The 4497-nt window shown below is 62.1% G+C and carries 1 protein-coding gene; it reads left to right on the forward strand.

The window, feature by feature from the left end; all coding sequences use genetic code 11:
• Positions 1-106: 106 nt before the first annotated feature.
• On the forward strand, positions 107-4497 hold a 4391-nt coding region (locus tag A2J01_RS18885), incomplete at its 3' end, for a condensation domain-containing protein (protein ID WP_231915831.1).

Genomic DNA, 4497 nt, shown 5'->3' on the forward strand with positions numbered 1-4497 from the left:
GCGAACCGGCGCGGAGCACGCGTCTGACGTGTCCTTGGGGCCTCGTTCGGACAACACGGAAGTGCACCTGTCAGCTTCCCAGCATCGAATGTGGATTCTGAATCAGTTGGATACAGACTCCGCCGGATACAACATCCCGATCGTGCTGCGCTTGGCAGGCGAGCTGGACGTGGTTGCGGCCGAACTGGCAATTCGTGACGTGATCAATCGCCATCGCACTCTGCGGACCGTGTACCCGGTTGTCGGCGGCGGCCCGGTTCAGACGGTGCTCGACGCCGAGGATGCGCTTCCGGCCTTTCAGCTCGAGGCACTCGACGGCGGCGACGCCGAGAATTGTGTAGCAGAACTGGTGGGTTCGGGCTTCGATGTCACCGTTGATCCGCCCGTACGTGCGGCACTTCTCCAGGTTTCACCTGTCGAGCACATCCTGGCTGTCGTCGTCCATCACATTGCCGCCGACGCTCGATCACTCGAATTGTTGGTCCGCGACTTCACTGCGGCGTACATCGCCCGCTCGGCGCAGCACGCTCCGCAGTGGTCGACGCTCGCGCTCGAATACTCCGATTACAGTGCATGGCAAAGGGAATCGGGGATTCCCGAGACGGTACGCAGCTACTGGATGCAGGCTCTCGAAGGACTTCCCGAGCAGGTGACGCTTCCCCTCGATCGTCCACGTTCGACGTTCGCCCGTGCGTCGAGCTGTCGGGTGGAGATCTCAGGTTCGGTACGAACGGGCCTTCAGACACTCGCACGATCGAACAACGCGACCATGTTCATGGTTGTACACGCCGCTCTCGCGGCGCTGTTGGCGAGGTACAACGGTAGCGATGACGTAGCTGTCGGCACTGTTGTGTCCGGACGCGTCACACCTGAACTCGACGAGCTGGTCGGCATGTTTGCCGGCACGATTGTTCTTCGAACCGAAGTCGATCCGTCGAACTCGTTCGGCCGGTTGGTCGAGCAGGTTCGTCAGCGTGACGTAGCGGCGTTCGCGCACGCAGAGATGCCCTTCGAATCGCTGGTCGATCTGATCGACCCACCGCGATCGCGTTCGCGACATCCGTTGTTCCAGGTGGCGCTCTCGTTCCGAACTGCTGAGACCGCCGCGTGGTCGATACCAGGGCTGGACATCACACAGATTGCTCCTGAAGTCAGGCACGCAAATTTCGATCTGCAGGTCAACGTCACGGACGAGGGGGTCGGGGGCGAACTCGGTCTCGAATTCGTCTACAACGCTGATCTATTCGATGATCTGACGGTATCGAGCTTTGCGGGCCGGTTCGAGCGCTTCCTGAATCAAGTGTCTGTCGACCCGAATGTCGCCGTAGGGCAAATCGACCTGTTGGACAGTGCGGAACGAGCTCTTCTCGTCCCCGCACACGGCGCGGTCGACCGGCCTGATCGATCTCGACTTTCCGGTACGACACTTGCCTCCATGCTGCGCTTCGGCGTCGAATCCGCCCCGGACGCTGTGGCGGTCGAGGGTGAGGGCAACACACTGACTTACCGGGAACTCGATGCCCAGTCGGATGTCGCAGCCGACGAGTTGCGCTCCCGGGGAGTTGGAGTCGACCAGGTCGCTGCTTGGACTGCAGATCGGTCGATTGCGTCGATCGTGCAACTGTGGGCAATCGCGAAGGTCGGTGCAGCTCCGGCATTGACGGACCCGGAACAGCCGCAGGCGCGAGTACGCGATGTCCTCGAAACACTGGGCACCGGAGCGATCGGCGGCCGCAACGCTGGTGGTGAAGACGCTGGTGCTGAAGACGCTGGTGGTGAGAAAGTCACCGACTCGGTGCGCGAATATTCCGAGAACCTGGCGGCCTACGTAGTTTTCACGTCAGGAACGACCGGAACCCCCAAGGCTGTGGTCGTGACCAACGGCGGGCTCGGTGTGATCGCCGAAGACCTGCCCGGTCGATTCTCGGCTGGGCCAGGTTCTCGCGTATTCCATCGCGGAGCGCCAGGATTCGACATGACGTTGCTCGAGGTGCTCATCGCGAGTGCGTCCGGGGCCACGCTCGTTCTGGCGAAGAACGAAGAACTGTTCGGCTCGGGACTCGCATCAGCACTGAGGCGCGAGCGAATTACTCATCTGTGCGCCACACCTACTGTCGTCGCCTCGATCGGCGATCCTTCGCTGCCGGACCTTTCCACGGTGATGTTCGGGGGCGAGCGACTCGGCGGCGCGTTGGCGAAGCGCTGGCAAGCCGGACGCCGAGTCATCAACGGATACGGACCTGCCGAGTCGACGATGTATTCGCTTGCTACCGAACCACTGTCGATCGAACAACTGTCGGGTGACACTCACGACGGATCGATCGGGTATCCACTGGCCGGGGTCGACGCCGTCGTGCTCGATGATCGACTCGAACCGGTGCCGCCGGGAGTCGCCGGCGAACTGTATCTCTCAGGTCGAATGCTCGCTCGCGGTTACGCCGGCCAACCGGCCCGAACTGCGGAACGATTCGTGGCAACCGGTTCAGGCGCCCGGATGTACCGGACGGGCGACCTGGTGATGTGGAAGCCGGAAAGCCCCAAATCCGAGGGAAATACGTATCGCCTGCATTATCTCGGGCGAGCCGACGTGCAGGTGAAGGTCAACGGTGTCCGGATCGAACCGGGTGAGATCGAGGCAGTCATTCAGTCTGTCGCGAACGTCGACTTCTGTGTCGTCGGGGTTCGGTCGGCCGAAGGTGGAAGTCCTCTGTTGGTCGCCTACGTGAGAAGTTCAGGTGCCGAAAGAGTTGACACTGGTCAACTTCGCGCTGCCGTCTCAGAAGTCCTTCCGACGTACATGGTTCCGCATGTCATCGTCGACATCGAGGGCGAGCTTCCGATGCGGAACGGCAAGGTCGACTTCGCCCGTCTCCCGTCGCCGACACTGGATGCTTCCCGTGCAGAGGGACCGGCCACCGCCACCGAACGTCTTGTAGCCGGAGCTTTTGGTTCCGTCCTCGGTGGGAATGAGGACGACCGCGACGCAGACTTCTTCTCGCTCGGGGGCAACTCGCTGTCGGCCGCGGAGGTTACCTCGCTCTTGAGTAGTACTCTGGGGCTGGTTGTTCCGCTCAGGACCGTATTCGAGCATCCAACAGTTGCGGCGTTGGCAGCCCGGCTCGATTCGCTCGAGCAGAACGACTCGGTGACCGATCTTGTCCGACTGGAACCGCGCCGCGACCCCACGCCCGCACCCCTGTCACGAAACCAGCGTGCGATGTGGGTACTGAATCAGCGGAACACGGCGAGCGGCGCGTACAACCTGCCGATCTGCATCGAGATCGACGGTGAACTCGACGCGGCGGCGCTGCGTCAGGCAGCAACGGATCTTGTCGGTCGTCATGATGTCCTCAGAACCCGGTATCCGGGCACTCCACCGGTTCAGGTCGTGGATCCTCCGACCTCCGTGACAATGGAAACGCGGCTGGTCGCCGACATCGAGGTCGAGGTGCTGCTGCGAGAGTTCGGCTCGCGTGGTTTCGATGTAGCGGCAGACCTGCCGGTGCGCTGGATGCTGCTCCAGGTGTCACCGGTCAGGCACGTTCTGGCAGTGAGCTTTCATCACATCGCAGTCGACGGGGTGTCGATGCGAACGGTGGTCGGCGACCTGCTGACCGCGTACGGCAAGCGACGAGCTGGACTGGATTCGCAATGGTCTCCGTTGCCGATCCAGTACGGGGATTTTGCCGCGTGGGAGGCAGCACGTGACGTTTCCCCTGTCGTCGAGCAGTTCTGGCGCCGAACGCTGGACGGTGTGACATCTGTGTCTCCGCTGACGGTGGATCACTCCGATGGCGGGCCGGATACCTTAGCGCAGCGAGTGAACTTCGTGATACCAGCCGTCATCACCTCGGCACTGCAGGCGCGAGCCGACCGATTGAAGGTCTCGCTGTTCGCGGTGGTTCATGCGGCGTTGTCGGTGGTGCTTGCCAAGCTGAGTGGAAATCCCGATGTCGTGATCGCGACAGCTGTCGACGGACGGCGGGCGCCTCAGCTCGACGGCGTGGTCGGCATGTTCGTGGATACGGTGCCTCTTCGCCTTCGGATCGACGGGGACGTGCCGATCGATCTTCTGTTGGGTGCAGCTTTCGATGCTGATGTGGCAGCGTTCGAAAACAGCTCTGTTCCTGCCGAGTTGGTTGGTGAGCTGCTCGGTGGACGAACTCCCCAGATTGCGCTGGGTCTGCAGAACTTCGCGATCCCTGCCGTGGAGGTTTCCGGCCTCACGATCGAGGCTCGCGAAATCGAGACCGCGACAACGAAGTTCCCCATGCATGTCTCGCTCGCACCCGCTGACGACGGTTCATTGACCGGAGCGCTCATCTATGCCGCGAGCGCATTCGATCCTTCGAGCGCCGACGCGGTTACCCGACAGCTGTCGAGAGTGCTCACCTCGATTGCCGAGGATGTACCAGTACTCGTTTCGGATCTCGTGGTGGGCGCGGCGCCCAGTTGGACTGCTGCCGAGGTCGATTCGTCCCGCACACTGACCGAGAT

This window comes from Rhodococcus sp. EPR-134, assembly GCF_001647205.1.
In the GTDB taxonomy this organism is placed as follows: Bacteria; Actinomycetota; Actinomycetes; order Mycobacteriales; family Mycobacteriaceae; genus Rhodococcus_F; species Rhodococcus_F qingshengii.